Origin of the sequence: Nitrosospira sp. Nsp1 (assembly GCF_900100985.1) — a bacterium.
Lineage (GTDB): Bacteria > Pseudomonadota > Gammaproteobacteria > Burkholderiales > Nitrosomonadaceae > Nitrosospira.
Map to the genome: position 1 here is coordinate 1 of NZ_FMUF01000025.1, position 24,825 is coordinate 24,825.

The 24,825-nt window shown below is 54.5% G+C and carries 19 protein-coding genes and 1 pseudogene; 6 read left to right on the top strand and 14 right to left on the bottom strand.

Features of this window, described 5'->3' with window-relative positions; genetic code table 11:
• Positions 1 to 23 precede the first annotated feature (23 nt).
• Positions 24 to 167 (top strand): integrase core domain-containing protein, encoded by a 144-nt coding sequence (locus BLP78_RS15655; RefSeq protein WP_371128885.1) that lies wholly within the window; start codon positions 24 to 26, stop codon positions 165 to 167.
• Positions 168 to 181: 14 nt separating this feature from the next.
• Here BLP78_RS15655 and BLP78_RS12995 read toward each other — a convergent pair whose 3' ends face one another.
• The 3 genes from BLP78_RS12995 to BLP78_RS13005 form a co-directional block, all read right to left on the bottom strand.
• Entirely contained in the window at positions 182 to 697 is a 516-nt protein-coding gene (locus tag BLP78_RS12995; protein ID WP_143002963.1) for a hypothetical protein, read from the bottom strand.
• A gap of 153 nt (positions 698 to 850) precedes the next feature.
• Entirely contained in the window at positions 851 to 1,660 is an 810-nt protein-coding gene (locus BLP78_RS13000; protein WP_090459850.1) for a tetratricopeptide repeat protein, read from the bottom strand.
• Positions 1,661 to 1,669: 9 nt separating this feature from the next.
• On the bottom strand, positions 1,670 to 2,497 hold the full coding sequence (locus BLP78_RS13005; RefSeq protein WP_218118981.1) for an RHS repeat-associated core domain-containing protein: 828 nt from the start codon (positions 2,495 to 2,497) through the stop codon (positions 1,670 to 1,672).
• A 37-nt stretch (positions 2,498 to 2,534) separates the two neighbouring features.
• On the opposite strand from BLP78_RS13005, the pseudogene BLP78_RS13010 reads away from it, so the two are divergent.
• Positions 2,535 to 2,942, top strand: a pseudogene (locus BLP78_RS13010) (nicotinate-nucleotide diphosphorylase); the annotation flags it as partial.
• A gap of 51 nt (positions 2,943 to 2,993) precedes the next feature.
• On the opposite strand, the gene BLP78_RS13015 reads toward BLP78_RS13010, so the two are convergent.
• Together BLP78_RS13015 and cls are read right to left on the bottom strand one after the other, a co-directional pair.
• Complete coding sequence (locus BLP78_RS13015; RefSeq protein WP_090459856.1) at positions 2,994 to 3,899, bottom strand: hypothetical protein; 906 nt, start codon at positions 3,897 to 3,899, stop codon at positions 2,994 to 2,996.
• A 225-nt stretch (positions 3,900 to 4,124) separates the two neighbouring features.
• Positions 4,125 to 5,495 (bottom strand): cardiolipin synthase, encoded by a 1,371-nt coding sequence (gene cls / locus BLP78_RS13020; RefSeq protein WP_090459858.1) that lies wholly within the window; start codon positions 5,493 to 5,495, stop codon positions 4,125 to 4,127.
• A 780-nt stretch (positions 5,496 to 6,275) separates the two neighbouring features.
• On the opposite strand from cls, the gene BLP78_RS13025 reads away from it, so the two are divergent.
• On the top strand, positions 6,276 to 7,484 hold the full coding sequence (locus BLP78_RS13025) for a cation:proton antiporter (RefSeq protein ID WP_090459859.1): 1,209 nt from the start codon (positions 6,276 to 6,278) through the stop codon (positions 7,482 to 7,484).
• Entirely contained in the window at positions 7,481 to 8,596 is a 1,116-nt protein-coding gene (locus tag BLP78_RS13030; RefSeq protein WP_025040025.1) for a YbdK family carboxylate-amine ligase, read from the top strand. The genes BLP78_RS13025 and BLP78_RS13030 overlap by 4 nt, the downstream gene beginning before the upstream one ends.
• A gap of 29 nt (positions 8,597 to 8,625) precedes the next feature.
• Here the strand turns inward: BLP78_RS13030 and BLP78_RS15345 are convergent, their stop codons facing one another.
• Complete coding sequence (locus tag BLP78_RS15345) at positions 8,626 to 8,889, bottom strand: hypothetical protein (protein WP_143002965.1); 264 nt, start codon at positions 8,887 to 8,889, stop codon at positions 8,626 to 8,628.
• A 62-nt stretch (positions 8,890 to 8,951) separates the two neighbouring features.
• Between BLP78_RS15345 and BLP78_RS13035 the strand changes: the two genes are divergently transcribed.
• A complete protein-coding gene (locus BLP78_RS13035) occupies positions 8,952 to 9,725 on the top strand; it encodes a gamma-glutamyl-gamma-aminobutyrate hydrolase family protein (RefSeq protein WP_090459862.1) in 774 nt (257 codons plus the stop codon).
• A gap of 213 nt (positions 9,726 to 9,938) precedes the next feature.
• Here the strand turns inward: BLP78_RS13035 and thrC are convergent, their stop codons facing one another.
• From thrC to BLP78_RS13050, 3 genes are all read right to left on the bottom strand, one after another.
• Positions 9,939 to 11,354 (bottom strand): threonine synthase, encoded by a 1,416-nt coding sequence (gene thrC, locus BLP78_RS13040; protein ID WP_090459865.1) that lies wholly within the window; start codon positions 11,352 to 11,354, stop codon positions 9,939 to 9,941.
• Between the two features lie 158 nt (positions 11,355 to 11,512).
• Positions 11,513 to 12,829: a homoserine dehydrogenase gene (locus BLP78_RS13045; protein WP_090459867.1), complete on the bottom strand. Its 1,317-nt coding sequence runs from the start codon at positions 12,827 to 12,829 to the stop codon at positions 11,513 to 11,515.
• A gap of 125 nt (positions 12,830 to 12,954) precedes the next feature.
• The gene (locus BLP78_RS13050) at positions 12,955 to 14,181 is read right to left on the bottom strand and encodes a pyridoxal phosphate-dependent aminotransferase (RefSeq protein WP_090459869.1); all 1,227 of its coding nucleotides are present in this window, start codon (positions 14,179 to 14,181) and stop codon (positions 12,955 to 12,957) included.
• Between the two features lie 217 nt (positions 14,182 to 14,398).
• On the opposite strand from BLP78_RS13050, the gene BLP78_RS13055 reads away from it, so the two are divergent.
• Positions 14,399 to 14,776: an Mth938-like domain-containing protein gene (locus BLP78_RS13055; protein ID WP_025040030.1), complete on the top strand. Its 378-nt coding sequence runs from the start codon at positions 14,399 to 14,401 to the stop codon at positions 14,774 to 14,776.
• A gap of 208 nt (positions 14,777 to 14,984) precedes the next feature.
• On the opposite strand, the gene BLP78_RS13060 is transcribed toward BLP78_RS13055, so the two are convergent.
• The 5 genes from BLP78_RS13060 to BLP78_RS13080 all read right to left on the bottom strand — a co-directional run bounded on the left by BLP78_RS13060 (position 14,985) and on the right by BLP78_RS13080 (position 24,679).
• Entirely contained in the window at positions 14,985 to 16,730 is a 1,746-nt protein-coding gene (locus tag BLP78_RS13060; RefSeq protein ID WP_090459873.1) for a hypothetical protein, read from the bottom strand.
• Positions 16,731 to 16,975: 245 nt separating this feature from the next.
• On the bottom strand, positions 16,976 to 17,572 hold the full coding sequence (locus BLP78_RS13065; RefSeq protein WP_090459874.1) for a TetR/AcrR family transcriptional regulator: 597 nt from the start codon (positions 17,570 to 17,572) through the stop codon (positions 16,976 to 16,978).
• 244 nt (positions 17,573 to 17,816) lie between these two features.
• Positions 17,817 to 19,046: an EAL domain-containing response regulator gene (locus BLP78_RS13070; protein ID WP_090459876.1), complete on the bottom strand. Its 1,230-nt coding sequence runs from the start codon at positions 19,044 to 19,046 to the stop codon at positions 17,817 to 17,819.
• Between the two features lie 192 nt (positions 19,047 to 19,238).
• Positions 19,239 to 23,417, bottom strand: a complete 4,179-nt coding sequence (locus BLP78_RS13075; protein ID WP_090459877.1) for a PAS domain S-box protein — start codon at positions 23,415 to 23,417, stop codon at positions 19,239 to 19,241.
• Positions 23,414 to 24,679 carry an ABC transporter substrate-binding protein gene (locus BLP78_RS13080; protein ID WP_090459879.1) on the bottom strand — a complete coding sequence of 422 codons (1,266 nt, stop codon included), beginning with the start codon at positions 24,677 to 24,679 and terminating at the stop codon, positions 23,414 to 23,416. Before BLP78_RS13080 ends, BLP78_RS13075 begins: the two co-directional genes overlap by 4 nt.
• Positions 24,680 to 24,825 lie beyond the last annotated feature (146 nt).

Below are 24,825 nucleotides of genomic sequence, written 5' to 3' on the forward strand. Positions count from 1 at the left end.
TCATAACGCGACACGAGGCAAAGATATTGATCGAGAAATGGCGGCAGTTCTACAACAACGAGCGTCCCCATTCTTCACTTGGCAATCGAACCCCGACTGAAGCAGGTCGGGAACGGTCGTCAACTATAGTACTCGAACCCGAAGGCTCACTTTCGAACTGGCTATAAAAAACGAGAGCAGGTCAGTTGCTGCACGCCTTCGATAAAGAAGGTGGCTTTGATTTCGGATATTTTTCCGGTGGTATCACGTCTTGATATTTCATACCGCCCACAATATTCCTTCCGAATACAGGACGAAGTGGCTCAATTATTTTGGAATTGAATTCAATTTGTCCTTTCTCGGAAAACGGCTGGTCATCGGGGGTAATGCGAGCAAAGTCATTCGCCGCAACAAATGTCGCTAAAGCTTCGGCATAAGCTTCATTAAAAGTCATGCATAACCCGGATTCGCTGAACACTTCCGTGAAGGAAGCCCTAAGTTTTCCATGTTTAGCCAGGCCAACGATAAGCATATATTCTGAAACAGGAATCGAATTACCTTCAGTCAAGCCATAATGCATGACTGAACCACACGTTCCGTTGGCATCAAGGTCACGACACCATATCGGCTTCTCTTTCACCAATTGTTTAAGGTCGTCATTTGAAATATAGTCTGCCCCTATGGCGGCGCAAGAGACGAGTGACGCAATCGCTGACAACAAAAAAACATTATCTTCAATTCAACTCCGAGTAAGTAACGATACTACCGATCAGAGCTTGTGGTTGGGCAGATACCCCAGGTATAAGGTCGAGTTCGTTTCCCGGTCTTTCTAATTCAGCTCAAGAACTCGCGGGAAAAGTTGCACCGATGTTTATCCGGGGGCAGGCGCGTTCATATATGAAAATAGAATAAGCAGGGCAATTGCGCTCACTATCAGCCACTGCCTGATTCTGTCACCCCGCTTCAGGTTCCGGACGGGATCATCCTTTGTCGCCTTGAAGCCCGGCTTGCGCTCGTCAATCACTTCCACATCCAAGTATCGACTCAATAAAGTGCGAAGCAGCAGCGCTTCCCTGAAGTCAGGATAAGTCGACGAAACATCGAACTGAAACAGTCTCCCTGATGCTTCGATCGAAAATATTTTTTGAGATGAATTCGAGCCGGCCACGCCCAGTCCCTTGAATATGGTTCTTACCACGATACTCGCCCGGGTGATCTCATCCCATCTGAATGCACACTGCGTCCCAGACTGGGTGAAAGCCAACCCCTCTTCCGAAATCTCGATCGCCTCGACTGGTGTAGAAGTCGTGACATAGTTGACGAAGTTTCCGCGCTCCGCGCCCGACAGCCTTTTAAACCGGATCGGTCCCATAGCAAGATCGAAGATAGGCACATCGTCCACCATCAAGTTAGCCCGCTCCTGCTGGACGATATCCTCATAAGTAAAACCCAGAAGATACTCTAATCTCGCTTGATCCCGGAAACTCTCAAAAACCTCCCGGGCGCTGCTATAGAGTTCTGCGTATACGAGTCGGCCTACTGCACGCATAAGGACCGCCTCATTTGTCGGCTCCAGCGCAATCGCCTGCTCTATCAGGCCCTTGGCTTTATCGATATCGTCATTGTCTATGCATACATCGGCCAAATTAAACAGATCGCGGCATGCCCGACTCAGTCCCATGGGATTTCTCTATTTGCGATTGCCAAACACGCTCCCGCTTGGATTGCTGGTCACGCTGGACGTCGCCCTATCTACTACTTGAATCCCGCCCAAGCCCGTGCCAACTGTCTGAGCAACCTGGCGACCGATATCAGTATTCAGATTAAGATTTGCTGGAGTTTTAGAAAGTGGGATACTTACATTTTGATTTATCGATGGGATCGCTGCACCTGCTACCTTTCCTAATACAGCTCCCGCAACAACCGATTTGATAAGATTCGTCGGGGTGTCAGGCAATTTGCCCTTTAGTCCCGTGTCAATCGCATTTGTTACCCCTCCGCTAATCGCTCCGGCAATTGCGGCATTTTTGGTTACAAGCCCGGCAGCGGTTCCCGCATAACCTGAAATAAAGCCCTTGCCTGCCGCGGCGGCTATCTCATATGCGCCCCCTCCCGCCTGGCTGGATTCATAAGCCTGGAATGCGGCATTAATTACTCCTCCTATCCCCGGAAGCACAAAGAACAGCGGAACCTTCCCATCCGGGTCGATGCCGTTGATTGGATCATTCCCCACATACGCATACAGATTCAGGCCGCTTTCATACCCTACCGGATCGGTCTGAAAGAACCGGCCAAGCACAGGCGAATAGAATCTCGACTTGTAGTAGGTACCAACCTCCACGAACTTTAGCTGGCCGGTATAGCCGAAGTTTACCGTAGCCATCGATTGCTCACCATAAGGACTGTAGGTGAAAATCCCGGTAGAAGTGCCCGTACTGTCGGCCCGGGCGGAGATGGAGCCCAGATGATCGGCATAAAGCCAGGTCTTGTCCGTGGTACCGCTCCCCTCGTACCACACCAGTCCGGCTCATGAACGTAGCGGCGCGCCAGGCTGCCATCGTCTCGGTTTATACGATGGCATACTCATCAAGGAAAACCACATCGCCGCCGCGGGGGGAATCGAACCTGCCCTGCGCGCCGCGAAAAGAATTGCCCCGGCAGGCGTGTTTGTTCAGATTGAAGTGGAAACACTGGACGACCTGTGCACCGCGTTGAATGCGGGGGCTAAACTGATTCTGCTGGATAACTTCGACCTCGGCACTTTATGCGAGGCAGTCATCCTGAATGCGCGGTTGACCAACCGGGCGGCGGCGCTGGAAGCATCGGGAGGAATCACCCTCGACAACGTCCGCGCGATAGCCGAAAGCGGCGTGGACCGAATTTCGGTCGGCAGCCTCACCAAGGATATAATGGCAGTGGATTTATCGATGCGCTTTTCAGCCGACCCGCACGGAATACCGTGACGAATGCAAATGCGCTAACCCATTACCTGCTATCAGCTATCTCTTTTCTCCTTAAAGCAAGACAATATTATCCAGCAAGGGTAACGTAACCGATCCTTGCCCTTCCTCCCGGTCGGTACTCAATGTACCCAGGGGCCACGCGTGGAGATGCACCAGGGGCACGGCAAATTCCGGCGGTTGCCCGGTTTCATCCTCGCTAAGACCAAAAAGAAATAAACGGTTGGGCAACCAGGCATCATTGCCCTTTATACTTAAGCGAATCGAATCGGCATTCAGCTCAGTCCTGTTGAACGGGGTGCTGACCGGCACGTAGTAAAGATTCGCTTGTGCCCTTTCCAGATCAGCCTGCGACGTGTCCGGAAAGACGTGGTCCACGACGAGGCGCCCGTCGATGGTCGTAATCTGAAGCGCGATATCATTATCGGTACCGGCATCATCCACATCCGCGGTCGTCACAAGCATGAGCAACCGCCGAATCACCGTCGTTGCGGTCCCGAGCTGTATGCGCGAAGGCGCAAAGGAAAGTTTGCCTTCGCTCGCATCCGTACTGAGGTCAACATTGACCAGTTGACCCGCAATGCCGATATCGCCCCGCAACTCGGTATCCAGAGCAAGCGGAACGATGAGCCCATCTTTTTGCTCCCCCCAGATGAAGACACTCTTCGGGCGCCATAAATCATTGCCCCGGATGCCGATACGGATGGAGGATGCATTCAGGTCCAGAGGATCAACCGTGGACCCGACAAAAGCTTGCGGCTCAAAGTCATCCTCTGTTATCTCGTAAAGATTCGCTTGCCCCTGCTCCTGATCGCTCTGGGCCGTATCAGGGAAAGTCCGGTGCAAAACATCGAATCTGCCGCCCCTTACATTGATAATCAAGACGATGGGGCTGTCAGTACCAGAGTCGTCCGAATCATCGGTTAGCATGCCGAACCATACGGTTTTGAGATCAGACATGATTTATTCCTCGCTTGATGTAGGACTTATCAGAGTAGTCACTCTTTAACAAGGCTTCAAGTTCATTTTTCGCCGCGAGAGCATGGAATCCTGATAGAAACAGATGTGAGCTTAGCCATGATGAAGAATGAAAAATAATCCGCCGCTAGCTGATTTCAGCTTTTCAAGGGTTGCATCCTTGACAGTGGCTGACAGGCCATTATTGGTGTAAGCGTAGGCGGTTTACTATAACCGCCGAGCCAGCAAACTCGCGCCAAATTCCTTTATGCGCGTAATAATCGGACGCTGCCGCCATTTTTCCAATGTGACAAGCCGGGAAGATTTAATATCTTCGTCGAACAGCGCTTTCATTTGCGTACTAAACTCTTGACCAAGGATAACCGCATTGATTTCCTGGTTGTGCTCCAGGCTGAGCCAGTCAAGATTGGTCGAGCCTATGGTGGACCAGACACCATCGATCAGGGCGGTCTTGGCATGCAATAAAGCGCCCTCCCGTTCATAAATCTTCACGCCGGCACTCAACAGTTCATCGTAATAGGAGTGCGACGCATACAAAACCAGGTTCGAATCGGTTTTGTCCGGTAACAGCAATCGCACGTCGACGCCGCGCTGCGCTGCACCCTTCAATGCAACCAATAACCTCGGATCAGGCACAAAATAAGCGGTAGTGACATATGCATAGGTTTCAGCGCTGTTTATGGCGGATAGCAGCGTAACGTAGATGAGGCTGTAAGACTCATCGGGAGAACTGCCGATGGCACGCACTACTTCGTTGCCCCTCCTGCCTACCCGTGGAAAAAAGGACTTCGACGCTAGCGGCTTACCCTTCTGTTTTTCCCAGGTCGCCAGAAACAATTTCTGGAAATCGCTGACGACGGGTCCTTCGATACGGAGATGCGTATCGCGCCACGGTTGGATATCCTTGGTATGCGATTTTGATCTGAATGATCCGCTGGAATATACGCTGCTGATATTGACGCCACCTACAAAGGCGATCCGGCCATCAACCACGAGCAGCTTCCGATGATCACGGCCCAATTCCAGTTTCTTGCGAAGTGTCAATGGGTTGACGGAGTTGAATTCCAGTACATTGGCGCCGCTGTCGATCAACGGCTTGAAGAATTCTTCAGGTGTAGCGCCCGATCCGATGCTGTCGTAAATCAAGTTGACTTGCACGCCCTGTTTTTGCTTTTCGATCAATGCAGCGGCGAAGCGGCGGCCAACCTCGTCGTCCTCGATGCTATAGGTTTCCATGTTGATATGATGCTTCGCGCCCCGTATTGCCGCATACATCGATTTGTAGGTGGTGGGCCCGTCAACCAGCAGCTTCACGTTATTGCCGGTCATCAGCGGGCTTCCCGAAAGCTGCTCCGCCTGAGCAAGGTGCCTGGTAAAGATATTGGTTTCAGGGCCACCGTTTTTGAGATTGGCCAGGACTGCCTTACTTTCCTGGATAGAGAGCGCACCGCGTACGCCATCGACTTGCACGGAACGGTTTGCATGTGCCGTTTTATCTGGAACTGAAAGAGAGCCGCAACCAGCCAGCAGCATGATCATGCAAAGACTCACACTCACTGCACATTTCGGAGCTGTCATGATCGAGCTTTCTCAGGTTTGCGATACAAACGGCCGATTTTTTGGGGGGTTGGCGATTTTCACCAAATCAACAATTTTGGGCGTGATGCTTTTCTTGCTCATGGAAAATTTAACCTAACAATTCAGCTTGTGAGGACAAGCAGCAAGAATCGTTCCAAGGTATATCAATCAAATGGTTATCGGTAAGAACCAGAGTGACATGTGAAGTTCCTCGACATGACCTGATCGAAGAAATACAGGTATTGCATGGCATTCCATTCGCCTCGATTATTCCGGTATGAGGCTATGAAATTTAAAGCTGAAGGTTTGACCGTGCTGCGTCCAACTGAGATGGATAGGCCACTAATTCGCCCTGAGCGGCTATGAAAGTCACTGTGATGGTATCCGGTTCCATTTTCGTGCCGCCCCCTGCTCCGTCTGGGCAGGCACAGCTCCTGCCTTGAAATATATCAAGCGGCGACAGAAACGCGCCAATGCTGGTTATCGCACCGCACAAAATCCGGCATGTACTGATTTTTAGTACAGTCGATTACGGCAGACGTTTCCTCTTCGCATTCATGGTTTATAATTCACCCACATCTCTTCCAGATAGTTTATTCAGTCCCTCGCTAACTAACCTGACAGTTATCTTGTAATCCCGGGTTCAGTTTGAGGATACCGTAAAGATTCCAAAGTACAGACCGAACATCCGCATTGTCCTTAAGGAGACCGGATGCATCTGACCATAACGTTCGCGGTTGACGGAACAGCCCTATTTCGGCTGTTTCCCCGCATTGTTTCATGAACTGGCCCGCATACCTGCCTTTTTGGCCGCTTGAAGTCAGCCCCGCTCTCTGGCTTGCGTTGACGCTGGTTGCAGCCGTACTTGTGGGTGAAGCACTGGTGCGTCACCTGCGGTTGCCGCGTATCGTCGGCTATATCGGTATCGGCGCACTGCTGGGCCCTGGCGGCATGGGCTTTATCCCGCCATTGCCCGCCACTGAATGGCGGCTGGTAGTTGACCTGGCGCTGGGCATTCTCCTGTTCGAGCTGGGCAGCAAGGTAAATCTGCGCTGGCTGAAAGCCAATCCCTGGATTGCCGGTACAAGCCTGCTTGAATCCACCGCCACATTCGCCGTTGTTTTCTCGATGCTGAGCTGGTTTGGCGTTGCCAACATTTCCGCCGTGGTGGTCGCTTCCATTGCGATTGCCACCTCACCTGCCATTGTGATACGCATCGTCACCGAATCACGCGCTCAGGGTCAGGTGACGGACCGGCTTCTGTTGATGACCGCGCTCAATTGCATTTATGCTGTCATCTTCCACAAACTGGCAGTTGCCGGCATGCATGGCCAGGCCGGCACCAGCATCATCCATACGATATTGGCGCCGTTTTATCTCCTTGGGGGGTCTGCGCTACTGGCCTGGTTGTTCGGCATTACCTTCGAGCGAATCCATCATTATCTCGGGCAGCATGAGGAAACTTTTTCTTTCGTCCTGTTCGGCATGATTGCATTTGCGACGATCATGGCGTCGACACTCAAGCTCAGCCCGATCCTCGTCCTATTGGCTGCCGGCCTCATAACGCGATACCGGCGTCAGCGCCCGCGAACTTTCCCGCCGCACTTCGGTTCCGCCGGCGCCGTTCTGGTTGTGTTGATGTTTATCGCTAACGGCCTCGCGGGCGACCTCAGCGGGTTGCGTGACAATTTTCTGCTGGTCTTGCTGCTTATCACGGCACGCGCGACAGCCAAGCTACTGGCGGTACTGACATTGGCGCATTACAGCGGCATCAGCCTGCGCCAGGCCGTGGCCTTGGGGATTGCCCTGATACCCATGTCGAGTGTTGCGCTGCTACTTACATTGGATACGGCGGTGGATTTCCCCATGTTCGGTTCAGGGTTGGGGCTGGTACTGATGAGCTGCATCGTGATACTTGAGCTGGGGGGCCCCATTCTGGTCCAGATGGCCCTGCGAATGGCCGGGGAGACACCGGAGAAAAAAACATGAGCCTGATGCCCTTCGCGCCCTCCAGACCCTTGAGCATCGGGGTGGAACTGGAGCTGCAACTGCTCAGCTGCAATGACTATAACCTGGCGTCTTCGGCTCCCGATATATTGCGCCGGGTTGAGAAACGTGCGCACCCCGGCGAAATAAAACCGGAAATGACCCGCAGCATGATTGAGATCAATACCTCGGTGCAACAGGAATATACCGGGCTGGTCGCGGAGCTGCATGCCTTGCGCGACGTTGTATCCGAGGCGGGACGCTTTCTCAACGTCGCGGTTGCGGGTGGCGGCACACACCCGTTCCAGCACTGGAGCGAGCAGAAGATTTTTGATGCGCCGCGCTTCCATCATCTGTCCGAGCTGTACGGTTATCTAGCCAAACAATTCACCATATTCGGGCAGCATGTCCACATCGGTTGCCCTGGCCCCGATGAAGCGCTTCATCTGATGCATATGCTGTCGCGCTACGTCCCGCATTTTATTGCGCTGTCAGCCAGTTCTCCGTTCGTGCAGGGGCACGATACCGGGTTCGCCTCGGCACGCCTGAATTCGGTATTTTCCTTCCCGTTGAGCGGACGGGCTCCTTTCGTACTGCGCTGGGATGAATTCGAGCGATTTTTCGGCAAGATGACCGGCACCGGCGTGGTCGAATCAATGAAGGATTTTTACTGGGATATCCGCCCCAAGCCAGAGTTCGGCACTATCGAGGTGAGGGTATGCGATACCCCTCTTACCGTTGAAATTGCCGCTGCCATTGCCTGCTATATTCAGGCGATGTCGCGTTATATTATGGTGGAGCAGCGCACGCCGCCGGAAGAGGACGATTATCTGGTTTATACGTTCAACCGCTTCCAGGCCTGCCGTTTTGGACTCGAAGGTGTTTTTATCGATCCGCGTACCCATGAGCAGCGCAGCATTCGTGAAGATATTACCGATATGCTGGCACGCATTGCGGACCATGCCCGGGAATTGCACGCGGTGGAAGCAATGGATCGTGTTCGCGAGATATTACGAGCAGGCAATGGTACAAGCTGGTTGCGCCGGACCTATGCGCGGGAACATTACCTTGCCGATGTCATGCAACTGCAAGCCGAGTTGTGGATGGGAAAGTAATTTTTTTAGCGTGATGCACCAGCGACCTGTCAAACTTGAAGAATCGCGGTGAAAAAATGACTGGGTGAGGGTGGGTTTTGAGGATTTTGAAAATCAATAGTTATTCTATTGGCTGAAAAAGCGGCAAAATATGAACCAGCCAGACGCTTTTGCAGCCGATTTCCTTTAAGTCCGACAGGCTGCCAGATACGGCTGTTGTTAAGTAAGAATACCGGCTGAACGTTAAAATAGCGGGTTGATTTCAGGCAGGGTGCAAAGAAGGTAAATATATATTTATATGTGGCGAAGAACACAGCAGGAATGCGGCAATCTAATTATTCTTGATATTCCTTTATGCACCCTACCCAGACTCTAAATGACGCGCCCGTTACTTATCGGATTGTCACCGCGTATCCTGCATCAAGCACCTGCGGAATTAGGTTTCCGCAATAAAACCCTGCAATACCTCGAACAAAGTGTCGCCCACTGGATCATGCGCCGCCGTGCCCTGGCATTCATGCTGCCCGCCATAGAAACGGGCGGCGTCGAACGCTCCAGCGTGCGCATCAGCGACTATGTCAGGGAAATAGATGGACTGGTGCTGCAAGGGGGAGCGGACGTCAGTCCGATTTCATACGGCGAAACGCCGGTACGGCCCGAATGGTCGGGAGATCGCGTGCGCGACCTTTATGAAATGGAGCTCTTCTGGGAATGTGTCGTACAGGGGAAACCCGTACTGGGCATTTGCCGCGGGCTACAGCTTATCAACGTGGCATTGGGCGGAAGCCTTTATCAGGATATCGCCACCGAGCACCCAAACGCTATCTCGCATGTCGACCAGGCCCTGTATGATCAGCATCGCCATCCGGTTCTAATCGAGGAGAACTCCCGGTTGGCAAAGCTGTACGGTGAGGGTTATCAACATCTCGTCAACAGCATCCATCACCAGGCGATCAAGCGGCTGGGACGGGACTCGGAGGTCGAGGCAGTCTCCAGCGATGGCATTATCGAGGCAATACGCATGCGTGGGACATGCTATGTGACCGGGTTTCAATGGCATCCCGAGTTTCATGGCGGCGCCAGCGAACTGCTTGACTCGGGACCCATACTGGATGATTTTCTCGCCGCCGCTGAAAAGCAGCGCAAGTAAATCGGGTGCCCCATGCCCTTACACGCTCACACAAGGTAGGTCGGGCTCTGCCCGACGATCAAAGAAACGATGTCGGGCGGAGCCCGACCTACTCGGGCCGGAAAATTTGTGTCAGAGGTAGGTCGGGCTCCGCCCGACATCATGCATTGAATCGCGTGGCCGGCTGCTTTCCACTTGCCGCTGCTTAAAACAGCGGTGCAGTAAATCGGTTCCCTAGACCTGTACGGTCTGCTCGGCAATAAACGCCTTGATGGCATCGGCGTCGGCATTCATCACGACATATCGCTGCGGCATGCTTTCAATATTTTCATACCCCGCCGGACGCGTCGGCTCCTGGCCGATGGCCTCGATAATGCTTTCGGAAAATTTGACGGGCAGTGCGGTTTCCAGGCAGATCAGGGGCACTCCGGTTTCGCGGTGCTCCAGGCCCACCTTCAAACCGTCCGCGGTATGCGGGTCCACCAGCATGCCATATTGCTCATATGTTTTGCGGATGGTCGCGATGCGGGTCGCATGATTACTGGTTCCCGACACAAGACCGAAGTTCTTCACTTTCTCCCATAACGGTGTAGCGGCGAGATCGAAAGCGCCACCCTGGTCCACTGACCGCCATAATTCCTTCACCCTGGACGCATCCCGTTCTGTCAGGTCAAAAATGAAACGCTCGAAGTTGGATGCCTTGGAAATATCCATCGAGGGGCTACTGGTCTGCTGTGTCTCTCCCGTGGCGCGGGGCCGATAGCACCCCGTCCTGAAGAATTCATCCAGTACGTCATTTTCATTGGTGGCAAGTATCAGCTTCCTGATGGGCAGGCCCATCATCCGTGCGACATGGCCTGCACAGATATTGCCGAAGTTTCCCGATGGCACGGCAAACGATACCTGCTCGCTATTCGAACGGGTAGCCTCGAAATACCCTTTGAAATAATAGATGATCTGCGCCGCGATCCGTGCCCAATTTATCGAATTGACTGTGCCGATTCGGTATCTTTGCTTGAACACGGAGTCGTTACTGACCGACTTGACAATGTCCTGGCAATCGTCGAATACGCCGCGAACGGCGATATTGAAGATATTCGGGTCTTGCAGCGAAAACATTTGCGCGGTCTGGAACCGGCTCATCTTCCCCTGGGGGGACAGCATGAACACGCGAACGCTGCGCTTGCCGCGCATGGCGTATTCCGCGCTGGGGCCTGTATCGCCGGAAGTTGCGCCGAGAATATTCAGACGTTCTCCGGTTTTCGCCAGAACGTACTCAAACAAGTTGCCCAGCAATTGCAGGGCAATATCCTTGAACGCCAGGGTCGGTCCGTTCGACAATCGCAGAATGTGCAGCCCTGGTTCCAGCGTCGCAAGGGGCGTGATCTCCTCACTCTGAAACGCTTCAGCAGTGTAAGTCCGCGTAATGATGCCGCGCAGATCGGCGGCAGGAATATCGTCTGCAAAACGTGAAATAATCTCGAACGCGAGCTCCTGATAATTCAGGGCGCGCAATCTTTCCAGCTCGGCGGCATCGAACTTCGGGTAGGTTTCAGGCATCACCAACCCACCGTCAGGCGCAAGCCCACCCAGGAGAATCATGGAAAATTTTTTCGGCGGCATGCCACCGCGAGTAGAAATATAACGCATTATTTTCACCACAACAGGATACTGGAACGACTCTCACATATCACTTATGCCACGCCAGCCACGGCACGAGGAATTGTGCCCGCACGCCCGGGTTACCAACTTGCCGCTGTTGATTGCCGGTATCGTGCGTTTCTGGAAGCACCAAGGATGGTCCCGGATTACTTACTGCTTAAATTTTCCAGCCGGATACGCGTCACCTTACTGGTCGTCAGGGGAAGTTTTTTTATTTTCGCGATCGCGGCATTAATGTTTTTTTCAACCGTCAAGTGGGTGAGCATGATGATATCCACCTGATCTTCACCCTCGCTGGGCTCTTTCTGCACCATTGCGTCGATGGAAATGCCCAGATCGGCGAGTACACGGGTGATGTCGGCCAGCGCCCCGGGTTTATCCATCACTCGCAAGCGAAGGTAGTATGAAGTCTCCACCTCCTCCATCGTCAGGATGGGTGTATCCGAAAGCAGGTCGGGCTGGAAAGCGAGATGAGGAACGCGATGTTTGGGATCGGCGGTATGCATGCGGGTCACATCCACCAGATCCGCCACCACCGAACTGGCGGTAGGCTCGGCGCCCGCACCCGCGCCGTAATACAAGGTGGCGCCTACCGCATCGCCTTTTACGACGATCGCATTCATGACACCCTCCACATTGGCTATCAACCGCCGCGTAGGGATCAGCGTTGGATGAACGCGCAGTTCGATCCCCTTGGGGGTGCGCCGTGTAATGCCCAGCAGCTTGATGCGATAGCCCAGTTCCTCCGCATAGCGAATATCTTCGCGGGTCAATCTGGTGATGCCTTCGGTGTAAACCTTGTCGAACTGCATGGGAATCCCGAACGCGATGGCCGCCATGATGGTGAGCTTGTGCGCAGCGTCGATACCTTCGATGTCAAATGTGGGATCGGCCTCGGCATAGCCCAGTTTTTGCGCCTGCTTCAGCACGGTATCGAATGTCAGTCCTTTTTCGCGCATTTCGGACAGGATGAAATTACTCGTGCCGTTGATGATGCCGGCAATCCATTCGATACGATTCGCGGTCAACCCCTCGCGCAATGCCTTGATAATGGGTATGCCGCCTGCTACCGCCGCCTCGAACGCAACTATTACGCCTTTTCTCTGCGCCGCCGCGAAGATTTCGGTCCCATGCGAGGCCAGCAGTGCCTTGTTGGCGGTAATGACATGCTTGCCGTTCTCGATGGCCTTCAGCGTCAACTCCTTCGCCACGGTGTAGCCGCCGATCAGTTCGACGACGATGTCGATATCCGGATTCGTCACGACCGCATTCGCATCGTCGGTAACCACAACGTCATCACCCGCGATATTGCGCGCTTTCTCCAGGTCGCGATCGGCGATCATCCGGATGACGATGCCGCGTCCCGCACGACGCGTGATTTCCTCCTGATTGCGTTTGAGCACAGCAAAAGTACCACCGCCGACAGTGCCGACGCCTAGCAAACCTACATTGATGGGTTTCATGTTGAGTGCAATAAAAAATAAAGTTGGCGGATGGGCTGAGTATTTCGGCGTACGGTTGGCAGTTGGAGTTTATCCCTCCCGCTGCGTTTTTTCTGTTTTGTTTTTACTGTTTTTTCAGATTGGGCTCAGGTTCGGCATCGCTTGCGATACCGCTCGAGGAAATTCGCTATGCGGCCGATTGCTTCGGTAAGGTCATCGCTGTTGGGCAAAAAAACCACGCGAAAGTGATCGGTGGAGGGCCAGTTGAAGCCGCTGCCCTGCACCAGCAGCACCTTCTCTTCCAGCAGCAGATCCAGCGCAAACTGCTCGTCGTCTTCGATCGGATACATTTCCGGGTCCAGGCGCGGGAATAAATACATCGCCGCCTGTGGCTTGTAGCACGTAACACCGGGAATATCGGTCAGCAATTTCCAGGCGAGATCACGCTGCCGCATGAGCCGCCCTGTCGGCATCACCAGATCCTTGATGCTCTGATAGCCGCCAAGCGCGGTCTGAATGCCGAATTGCGAGGGGACATTTGCGCACAGGCGCATGGAAGCAAGCATGGTCAGCCCCGATATATAATCGCGGGCAAATTGTTTTGTTCCCGAAACCACCGCCCAGCCGGAGCGAAACCCGGCGGCACGATAATTCTTGGATAAGCCGTTCAAGGTGACAAATAGAATGTCGTCCGCCAGCGAGGCTATCGAAGTGTGCGTGGCGCCATCGTACAGCACTTTATCGTAAATTTCATCCGCATAAATGATGAGCTGATGCTGGCGGGCGATCTCGATAATTTCACGCAGCATGTCATCCGGATACAGCGCGCCGGTAGGATTATTGGGGTTGATGACAACGATGGCGCGCGTGTTCGGCGTAACCTTCGAACGTATATCGTCCAGATCCGGCAGCCATCCGGATTGCTCATCGCATACATAATGCCGCGCCGTGCCGCCCGCCAATACCACCGCCGCTGTCCACAACGGATAGTCGGGGGAAGGTATCAGCACCTCGTCGCCGGTATTCAGCAGCGCCTGCATCGCCATCACGATCAACTCGGAAACGCCGTTGCCGATGTAAATGTCCTCCATCCGCACGTCTTGAATACGTTTTTCCTGGGTGTAGTGCATGATCGCCTTGCGCGCTGCGAACAAACCTTTCGAGTCGCAGTAGCCGGACGCGGCGGAGAGGTTATGAATGACATCCTGCAGAATCTCCTCGGGCGCATCGAAACCGAACGATGCCGGATTGCCGATATTGAGCTTGATGATGTAGTGCCCTTCCTCTTCCATTTGTCTCGAGCGGTCGAGCACCGGTCCCCGGATGTCATAGCATACGTTCGCCAGCTTGCTGGATTTCAGGATGGGTTGCATGAATGGAGAAGACCTGGTTGGCAATGGCGCCGGTAAGCGCCGGCAGAAGATGACCTAATGGTGGAGGATTTGAAATTCAAAGCTTTGCGTTTTCCATCGCAGGTACCCAAAAATCCTGCCCTGCGTTGTTCCCCTTAATTGACACAAAAACTTTATCAAGGCGCAAAAAAGATGTAATGTTACCCGACACGCCAACCTGCCGCAAATGGAGCCTTACGTGAAGTTGCATCTTTCCGTGTTTTCCGAACAAAATATGTTCACCGGCTACGGGGCCGGATATGTCATGGTCAACAAGACGCGTCATGAGCAGAGCCTGATCGTATTACCCGATCGCCTGATCGAAAATTGGGACGCCAAAACCTTCGAGCAGCTCACAGCGGAGCATTTCGAATTCGTGCTCTCGCTGCAACCTGAAATGGTATTGTTCGGGACGGGAGCCACCCTGCGCTTTCCTCATCCGACACTGACGAGAACACTGATCGAGTCACGCATCGGCGTCGAGGTCATGGATACCGCCGCCGCATGCCGCACCTACAATATACTGACAGCCGAGGGACGACGCGTGGCGGCCGCGCTGCTTATCCAGACCGAATAAGTCGACAAACCTCCCTGCCAATGTGTTCGATGTGTGCGATCACGCCTCGTTCAGCGATCCTGAACGCTGCCGGCGGGGCGGCGCCTCTCGCAGGCCAATACCGAAACAAGATACAAACGGCCATCAATGAATGATGGCTGTTTGTTAAAAAGCAGAATTTTTCGGGAGAACCCAGTACCTGCCCCGGTTTTGCATGCTCTACTGCACACTAGCGCCCAAAGCGCGATGCCTTGAGTTCCACATCGGCACGCGCCCAGGCCTTGTTGAAACGTGCCTCGATGAGCGTCGCCTGATCATCCTTCTTCTGCGCGCGCAATGCTTGCATCAATCCGTAAAGCGCCCATCCGCTGTTGCGATTTCGTCGCAGCTCTTCCCAATACACGGTCTCCGCTTCGGCCGGACGTCCTGCTTCCAGCAAAATTGCACCCAGCGTCAGCCGTGGCGGAGCATTGAATTCCGCCGGCTCCGTGTATATCAGGGCGTCTTCAAGGCGAACCGCTCGATCAAGGGACGTGATGGCCTGATCGAACTGGCCGCGCGCCGCTGCGATCTCGCCGGCGAGCACGTCGGGTGCAGCGCTCAACACGGTACGCGCGGTATTTTTCGAGAAGAGCGGGAGGTCCAGTGCCGGGTTCTTCATGATCTCGCGCAACGCACCCAGTTCCTGATCGGCCTGTTGCAGCTGCTGCGTTGCGACAAACGCGAGGCCGCGCACATAGTGCCAGCTTCCTTTCAAAAACGGGTTGGTGGATGGCGGGACGGGTTCTTCGAGAATTTCCTTCCAGTACCCGAACCTCGCAAGCGCCCAGTACGGCACCATGCGGAATATTGCTGTCAGCGGCATCGCCTCCAGTACTGCATCGTCTACCTTGCCGGCAACTTCCCGTGCCGATTTGATTGCAACCTTGCTTTGACCATCCCCCGTTGCCGCGAACCAGAGGAAGTGAATGTTATGCGGGTAATACATCATGGGGTATAGCCCCTGGGCACGGCACTGCGCGATGTAATCCTCGTCGGCTGCGATGGCAAGCTGATTGCTCTTCATCGAGTCGGCGTAGCGGCCTACACGCTGATAGATATGCGATGACATGTGTATCATGTGCCCCGCCGCCGGCATCAGCGTCAGCAGGGTATCGGCCGCCTTCTCCGCCCGCTCGGGCGTGTTTGTCGGCTCCATGATGTGAATATACATATGCAGCGCGCCCGGATGTCTGGGATGGCGCCGCATCACTTCTTCGGTGAGCGCCACGATTTCAGCTGTACCCTCGTATGGGTAGCCATCACGCATCCAATAGCCCCAGGGACGCAAATCCATCACCGACTCCACATAAAGCATCGCGATATCCGGGTCGTCCGGAAAACGCTGGTGCACTTCCCGCATCGCCTCCGCGTACACCTTGTTATTCGCCGTCCGGTTCTCGGTATTCCCCGAGTAACGCTTTTCGAGGGCGCTGATAAGCGCTTTCTCCCTGGGCGATGCCTTGGCCATGAGCGACTTGGCCTGCTGCACGATCTGCAGAGCCTGTGGCTCCTCGTTCGGTTCCATCATCGCGTTGATATTGGGGCCGAGCACCAGCGCCTGGCCCCAGTAAGCCATCGCAAGGCCGGGGTCGAGCCGTGCCGCCTCGCGGAATGCCCGGCGTGCCTCGGCATGGTTGAAACCGTAGGCGAGATTCAGGCCTTGATTGATATATTGCTGCGCCAACCTGTTGCGCGTACTGACAGGGAATGTATGCGTGCCCAGGTTCTGCAGCCTGGGTGCAAGTTGGCCATCCGGGCCGGGCTTGTTCGCCCTATCGGATTGCACGTAATGCTGGTGACCACCTCCAGATTCCGCGGAAGCTTCGCGCTTTTTGGTCGAGGTCACGTCGCCGGCCTCGGCGAATGCGCCGGGAATACCCGCGACGGCCAGGGCCAGAATTAATATCGTTGAACGGACGGCAGCGGATTGCATGGACACTATCTCCTCTTCTGAAGAATTAAACCCAGATAATCCATTAGGACACGAGATGATGGCGAGGCGGGTTGCGAGACAGTTTTGCTGATTGAGAGAAGTCCATAGCTTGGTCTATAGACGCCGAGCAAGCAGCGAAAATGGCCGCAAACTGACCGCCAGCACTCGGGTAGGCTCGCAGAGCCGCCTAATGAATTATCTGGGTTAAACATATATGACCGGTCGTTTTTTTATTAATAAAAAAATTAGGGTCTGAAAAAATCACCGAGCAAATCATGGCAGCACTGCTTGACCGGTGCGGATGATTTTTCTATTTTCATCCTCAACAAAGCACCCTGCCAGGTATTCGTCAGCAGATCAGCCATCTCTTCCGGAGATTTGTCCAATCTTACGGTACCCTGTTGCTGCGCCCTGGCAAGGCCGGATTGCAATAAATTCCGGTAACGGGTAACGGCGGACTGGAGAGATTTCCGGCAAATTTCGCTGGTATCGCCTATTTCTCCCATCAGATTGCCCATGAGGCAGCCGCCTTTAAACTCATTCCTCTCGAGCTCCACTATGAGTTCGTCAAAATAACGCTTTATGGCACCAAGCGCATCATCATCGGCTGCTTCCAGGTGAGCGGTCAGTTGTACGATGAATGGATTTGCATAGTGTTGAATGACCTCCGCACCAAAGTCCTCCTTGCTGCCAAAGTAATTGTAAAAAGAACCCTTGGGAACCTTTACCGCATCCAGGATTTCCTTGAGCCCAGTGCCGTGATAACCCTGGCTCCAGAGCATGGCGACCCCCTGGTCCAGCAGGTTTTCCCTGTTGCTTTCCTTTCTGGTTGGCTTGAGCATGGATCAATAATACGACCGGTTGTATTAGATGTCCAGAAAAAATGATATATCCCTTTTATAAAACCAGGGGCGCGGCGCGCAACGGATCGGGCTTCCGGGTTTTTATAACAGCTTCAAGCCATACGGAACGCTGGACGGCGTCATGCCAGATGCACTTCGCACATCCGCACGCGCGGGCGTTTATTCTTCGAGCGGCTTAAGTTCAAGTGGGAGGCAGGAGAAAATATCGAATGGGTTGCCCCATTCACTTCGAATCGCCAGCGGTCAAAGACTCCTTTCGAACCCGCTCGCGCCATTTTTCGATCCAACCGGGTAGATCGGCGGCCAGCATGGGCCTCGACATGAATGTCCCTTGAGCCAGATCGCATCCCGTGCGGCGCAGAAGATCCCAATCGTTACGGTCTTCGACTCCTTCCGCCACGACCTCCATCTCCAGTTGCCTTGCCAGAGACAGGCTGGCGTCATACATTGCGCGTAATGTTTCGTCTTTCCAGGCGCCATGCACAAAGCCCTGGTCGATCTTGAGTTCGTCGAAGGGAATGTCGCGCAGTTGCGCCAGGGAAGAGTGCCCCGTGCCGAAATCATCAATGGAAAGACGGAAACGCTTCAAGCGCAGCCGCGTCAGAATCTCGAGCGGCGCTCGCGTATCCTGCATCAACCGGGTTTCCGTTACCTCCAGCACCACGTTATGCGCCGCCACACCCAGCTTTGTCGTGATCTCGGCGACAAAATTCAGAAAATCCAGGGATGCCAGATTATCCATCGATACATTGACGGCGATCCGCAATGGCAGATGCGCTTCCTCCCAGGCTTTCGCCTGCGTCATCGCTCCCGTGAATACCACTCGAGTCAGCTTGTCGATCAGGCCGGAGGCCTCGGCTATACTGATGAACTGGTCTGGAAAGATGAGGCCATCCACAGGATGCCGCCATCGCGCCAGCGTCTCAACACCGATCAACTTGCCGGTGGCAACCGCTACTTTCGGCTGGTAATAATTGATCAGTTCGCCATTGTCGATGGCAGCCTTCAACTCATCCGAGCTGTATACTTTCTTCGCCACACCGACGGCTTCGGCGGGGGGCGGCGTCCACTTCTCAAGCATCGCGGATAACGCATCCGGTTTGACGGGCTTGTGCAGATATCCAAGTATGGGGATTTTATGCGCCCGTACCAGTTTCTCGGCGGTTTGCAGCATGCGCTCGTCTTCGCCGCTGATCAGGATGAGGCTACCGGAATAATGCCGGTCGACAAGGTGCCGCACAAACTCGATTCCATCCATTTCGGGCATGTTGAGATCCAGCAGGATCAGATTCGGCCGTCCGCTCGCATCGGTTATCTGTTCCAGGGCCGAACGTCCGTTATCGCAAAATATTACCGAGGTAAATCCCAGGTTCAACAGGATGCGTCCCAGTAGCTTGAGCATGAAAGACTCATCGTCAAGTACCAGAATATTGACCGCGGATCTATCTGTCATGGCGCTCGCTTTTCCCCCCAGGTTGGTAGCTGGAAACTATGCTCATCTGTCAGCCCATCATTCCTCGCCGCAACACTCTCCTGGGGAAGCCGCATAAATTCCGGATTCCCCAGGCTCCGGTGCTGAATCGCGGCAGGGCGCTTTATCGTGATAACCGGAGCATAACCCATTCGACTCGATATTTTGTTTACATTAGCCTTGCAACGAGTCGATATATTTATTCACGGCCGTTAACTCCGACTCGAAACGCGGCAATAGTGCGTTCAAAGCCTGAGTGTCGCCTGTTTTTCCTGCTTGTTCCATCTCGGCACATAGTTCGCCCAACGCCAACGCGCCGACCGCCCGGGCCGACGACTTGAGTTTGTGAGCCGTGTCGCCGGCTATTTTAGCCTGCCCCGACTGGCAAGCGCCGCGCAAGTCCGCTGCTATCTTTTCCGAGCTGGTGCGAAAATCTCTCAAAAACTCGCTGGTCACGGTCGGATCATCTCCGACAAGCTCTTTGAGGACATTCACGTCCACCGGTTTTTGCGCCGCCGGCGCTGCGGTAGGGGCCGCGGCAGGGGCGCCGGGAGCGGCAGTGGGCATGGCCGTGGGGGCTGCAGCGATAACCGGGGCCGCGAGAGACAACAGCTCTGTGGTAGTGGCGGGAGGCAGCCATTTCTGTACTATCGCTTTCAAGTGCGCAAGTTGCACGGGCTTGCTCAGATAATCGTCCATGCCCACCGCACGGCAATGCTCGGCCTCGCCCTTGAGCGCATTGGCGGTAAACGCAATAATGGGTTTTCTGATTTTGCCTTGCTCGGCGAGGCGAATGGCTGAGGTTAACTGGTAGCCATCCATTTCCGGCATATGCAAGTCGGTGAGCAGCAGGGCGTAGTTGCCGCTCTCCCAGCGTTTCAGCGCTTCGCGGCCATCGCGAGCAATATCTGTCGCATAGCCCAGCAACGTGAGCTGTTGGCGGATCACTTTCTGGTTGATTTCGTTGTCTTCCGCTACCAGAATCAGGCGCCCTTCCTTGAGTTCCTTCTCGCGAGACGGCGCAACCGCCGGCCCGACCTTGACATCCTCCTGCACCTCGATTTCTTCATGCGCGCGCCCTGCCGCGATGGCCACCGCCCGCAGAAAAGCTTCACGATGCATGACATCGCCATCCAGCGTGACGGTATCGACCATTTCAGACCGCTCATGACGACGGCGGCCGCGCCTGATAACGACAAATCGCGGTTCGATGTCGGGCTGATGATGCCCATGCTCAAGAACCACGAAGTGCGGGTCCATATCCGGCCGTGACTGGAAGGCTTCACGCAGCTGCTCGATTGGCGGAACATCATGACCCGCATCGATAATAAGCAGCCATAAGCCGGGCGGAAGTACTTCTATCCGTTCGCGGGCCGCCGCCAGATCCGTGACGCGCTCGGCAATCGCGCCGCTGTATTTCAAATACACCGCCAGATCGTCAGCCATTCCCTTCTCGTCACCCAGTACCAGGCAGGAAACTCCCGTCAGATCCACCACCTTGTCTCCCGGGGGGGTAGTCGGCAATTGTACGAACGATACACGTACGGTAAAGATGGAACCCTTGCCCGGCACGCTTTGCACTGTGATCGTCCCTCCCATCAATTGAACCAGATGATAAGAGATAGCCAGTCCCAACCCTGTGCCGCCATATCGACGGGTAGTAGAGGTATCGCCTTGGGTAAAGGAGGTGAAAAGACGCCCCTTGGTCTCCTCGTTCATGCCAATACCATTATCCGTTACCTGAAACTCCACCGTTACCCGATCCGCGCTATGATCCGCCAGTAATGCCCGCACCGATACCCTGCCGGGCTCTTCCAGCCCGCTCGAAAATTTGATGGCATTATTGGCCAGATTGACCAGTACCTGGCGCAAGCGGAGTGCATCGCCATAAACCTCCTCCGGAATCGCCGGATCGAGAAACAAGGTAAGCTCCACCCCTTTCCGTGAAGCCAGACTTTCCAGCATGTTGCAGGCCTTCTCCACCACGGTAACGACCGACGTAGGCGCTTGTTCGATTTCCAGCCGCCCCGCCTCGATCTTGGAGAAATCGAGAATATCCTCGATGATCTCCAGCAAGGCAAAGGCGGATTCCCGTATCAGATCGACCATTTCCATCTGATAGCCGCTTAAGCTGGTTTGCTGCAGTACATCCGCCATGCCGATCACACCGTTCATGGGCGTGCGTATCTCATGGCTCATGGCCGCCAGAAAAATGGATTTGGCCTGGTTCGCCTGCTCGGCATCAAGCCGGGCTTGCTGCAAATCCTTCAACATGCGTACTCTCTCGCTGATGTTGATGCCGGAAGGTATCAGCTTGGTCACCCGGCCTTTGGCGTCGCGAACCGGCACAAGCATGAAATCCATCGTCATGAGGCCGCCGCCGGTGATGCGTGTCTCAATATCATGGCGCACTATTTCGCCGCCCACGGCGCGCTTGATGTCTTCACGCACTTGTGCCTGCACTTCCGGCCTGAAAGAGAACCAGGCCGTTTCATCGAGTCTTTTGCCGATGACATCCTGGGGCCGCAAACCGCCCCCCTCCAGCGCGGTGCGATTGATCTCGACCAGCACCCCGTCGGGTGTCATTTCGCCGACGAATGCCGCAAGATTATCCACTATGGCGCGCAGGCGCTGCTCGCTTCCCCGCAAGGCCTGCTCCGCCTGTTTACGCTCATGGATATCGCGCAGAATAGCGGTGAAGTAGCGCTTTCCCCCAACGAAGTATTCGCTGACCGCAACATATAGATCGATAGGTTGGCCGTTCTTGTGCCGTCCCTCGACTTCCCGGCCCATGCCGATGTTATGTACTCCCTCGACTTCGAGCGTGAGAATGTGATCGAATTCACAGCGGCCCCTTCCTGTCCGGTAATATCTTTTGATGTAATCATCATGGCCGCTGCGATGGGGTTCGGGCATGAGTATCGAAACGCTCTGGCCGATCGCCTCCTCGCGCGTGTAACCAAAGAGTTTCTCAATCACCGGGTTGACTGAGCGGATAATGCTTTTGTCATCGATGGTGACGATGCAGTCCACCATATGTTCGACAACGGAACGTGTTTCCTCCTCTTTACTTGCCAGGATCGCATTGGCTCGCTCCAGCTCGGCGGTGCGTGTCGCGACCCTGGTTTCCAGGTCCTGGTTCAGCTGACGCAAATCGTCTTCAGCGAGGTCCCGTTCACGATTGCTGACGTTCAGGCGTTCGATCATCGTATTGAACGTATCAGCGAGTTTTCCTATCTCGTTCCACCCCTTGACGGGCACACGCTGCTGCAGATTGCCCGCGGCGATATGCTGTGCGCTATGGCTAAGTTTTTTCAGCGTGGTTACTACGCGCCGGCTGAACAAAACAGCGCCCAGCAAGGCAATCAGCAGCGTCAGGCCAAGAATCAGCAAACTGAAAGCTCGAACACGCTTCACTGAAGCAAATACCTCGTCCGCATCCATTTTGACCTCGATGCTCCAGTTCATACGCGGCAGGTACCGCCACGCAGCGACAACCTCCTTGCCGCGATAGTCCATTTTCAGACCGCCTCCGCGTTCGCCGTACAAGCCGTTATGGACCGCTGTCGAAAATGGCGGATTATGAAGGGGTATCCTGAACTCCAATGCTGCATTGGGCTCATGCTTCAGCGGCGCCATCACCAATGCGTTGTGCTCGTCCAGAAGCCGTGTAATCACCGTTTCGCCACTCGCTCCCAGGCCCACATTGTCGGTTACCACGTCAAACACGCGCTCACTGTAGAATTGCAGCGCCAGTACTCCTTCGAGTTTTCCCTCAATCACGATGGGAATTGCCATGAACGCAGCGATCGCTCCCCGGGATGGCGGATAATATTCGAAATCCGATACTCCACTCTGCAAGGTATTCAGCGCTGCACGTGTGATTCTGCCCAAGCCGCTGTTTCGATAAGGACCCGTGATGAGGCTGGTGGCAAAATCTGCTTCATGAGCCTGGGTATAGACGATTTCGCCTTGAGTGGAAATCAGGAACAGATCGTAATAACCGGCATCCTCGACAAAACGTTTGAAATGCCCGCGGTAAAGCGTATCCAATCGACGATACGCATGTGACTCAACTCCATCATTGGCGTACGCGCTGGCAAATTCGCGCATAGCCATGCGTGTGGTACTGGCGACCTGTATAATCCTGGCATCGCGGATACGCTCGCGCAGGTAACTATCGATTTGCTCCGCTTTCATGTCGGCGATGGCCGAGACTTGCTGGACGGCCGTTTTCTGCGTCTCGGTTTCGAAAGTACGCAACAGGCTGTAACCGATCACCAGGATGGGAAGCAAAGAGACGGCCACGAACCAGACCGCGAAGCGCTGGGTGAGCGAGGTGAACCCTATCATGGTTGAGGGCTCGTGATGGTTTCGAGCAGATGGTTCCACTCTTCGCGCGACCGATATGCGGGAAATGGCGCCGGCTCGAGCGGCTTCCCGGAATCCCAGACAACATCGATCTGGCCGTCTTCGCGGGATCTGCCAACGCGAGCCACTTTCCAGACGTGACGCGTGACCGGATCGAGCGAAACGATTCCCTCAGGTGCAAGCAGGCTCTGACGCAGAATTGTACGCTGCACCTTATGCAAATCGCCCGAATTTGCCTCGAGCGCTGCCTGAATCCACATCCGCATATTGAGGTAAGAAGCTTCAGCCGGGCTGTCGAGCAAAGCATGCTCGCCGAAACGGTCACGGAATCGCTTAACGAAAGCCTGGTTCTCATGAGTAGGAATAGTCCGGAAATAATTCCGCGCGGCATAGTGACCCGCCATTGGAGCGGTTTCTGCGCCTTTCAACTCCACTTCGGTAACGCCGAACGACAAGACCGGCATCATGGCGGCGCCGATTCCATTCTTTTTAAGCGTCTTGAAGAAAACGTTATTATCAGGGCCGCTGATCGTATTGAATACAATATCAGGCTGCTGACCCGCGATATCGGCTACCAGATCGTCCATGGTGGCGGACCCCAGAGGCTGGTACCGCTCGCCCACCACTACCGCGCCGTGCGCGCCCGCCAGATCCTTGATAAGGATGCTCAGCACCCGCGAAAAGATATAGTCTGACCCTGCCAGATAAACGCGCTTGCCATGCTTTGCCGGATTACCTTCCTTGCCGAGATTCTCCAGCGCCCAATTCACCGCAGGCATGACTAACTGGTTAGGTATGGCACCGCCGTATATGATATTCGGCGACTGTTCCATACCCTCATACCGTAGCGCGTAAAAGAGCAGGTGGCCATGCTCTTCGACTACTTCTTTCACTTTTTTCCGACAGTCCGTTGTCCAGCATCCGAACAAGGCTTGTACGTGTTCTTCAGTAATCATACGCTCCGCCTGTTGGGCGCAATACGTAGCGTCAGACCGGCAATCGGCCACCACAGCCTCGATTTTCTGTCCCCCGATACCACCTGCCGCGTTAGCCTCTTCGATGGCAAGCTGGATCGCATCGGCCAATGGTTTTTCGCTCGCCGCCATGGGCCCCGACAAAGAGTGGAGCACACCAATCCTGATGCTGAGCTTTCCGCTCGAGTAATGATGCCAAAGCAGGGCACCGCCAATCAACAGAGCGATCAGCAAAATAAGAGGGGTACGCGATTTATGGCTGGTCTTCATTGTCCTTTTCGAGGATACAGGAAATCGACTGAGGTCAATCGTCTGCCTATGTTTCTATCATAGACACAATGGCTGCGTTATGAAACAAGTCCAGAGAGAAAAATTGCTCCTGATGAGTTCGACGATGGTGATCCAAGTTTGCCGCG